Source organism: Zoogloea sp. LCSB751 (assembly GCF_002028455.1).
Lineage (GTDB): Bacteria > Pseudomonadota > Gammaproteobacteria > Burkholderiales > Rhodocyclaceae > Zoogloea.
In genome coordinates, this window is the sequence record NZ_MWUM01000148.1 from 1 (window position 1) to 279 (window position 279).

Genomic DNA, 279 nt, shown 5'->3' on the forward strand with positions numbered 1-279 from the left:
GCGCGATTTGGCGAATATCAATATTTTGTGCCTGCTCAACAACAGACTCTAAAATACCAAAGTCAAAGTTTTCTTCTTCTGCTTCGATACGCGCTTTGACCGCTTTCACCGTTGGGCTTTTCGAAATCACACCACAATATTCCGGCATGGTTTTCGCGAAATCTTCAGTACCAATTTGGCGAGCCAGTTTAATAATGTGTTCTTTATCATGGGATATCAGCGGCCTTAATACTAAGGTATCAGACGCATTATCAATCAAACGTAAGTTTGTTAAGGTTT

1 pseudogene is annotated in these 279 nt (G+C 40.5%); it reads right to left on the reverse strand.

The window, feature by feature from the left end:
* Positions 1–279: pseudogene (locus tag B4920_RS26140) on the reverse strand (tRNA 4-thiouridine(8) synthase ThiI); the annotation flags it as partial.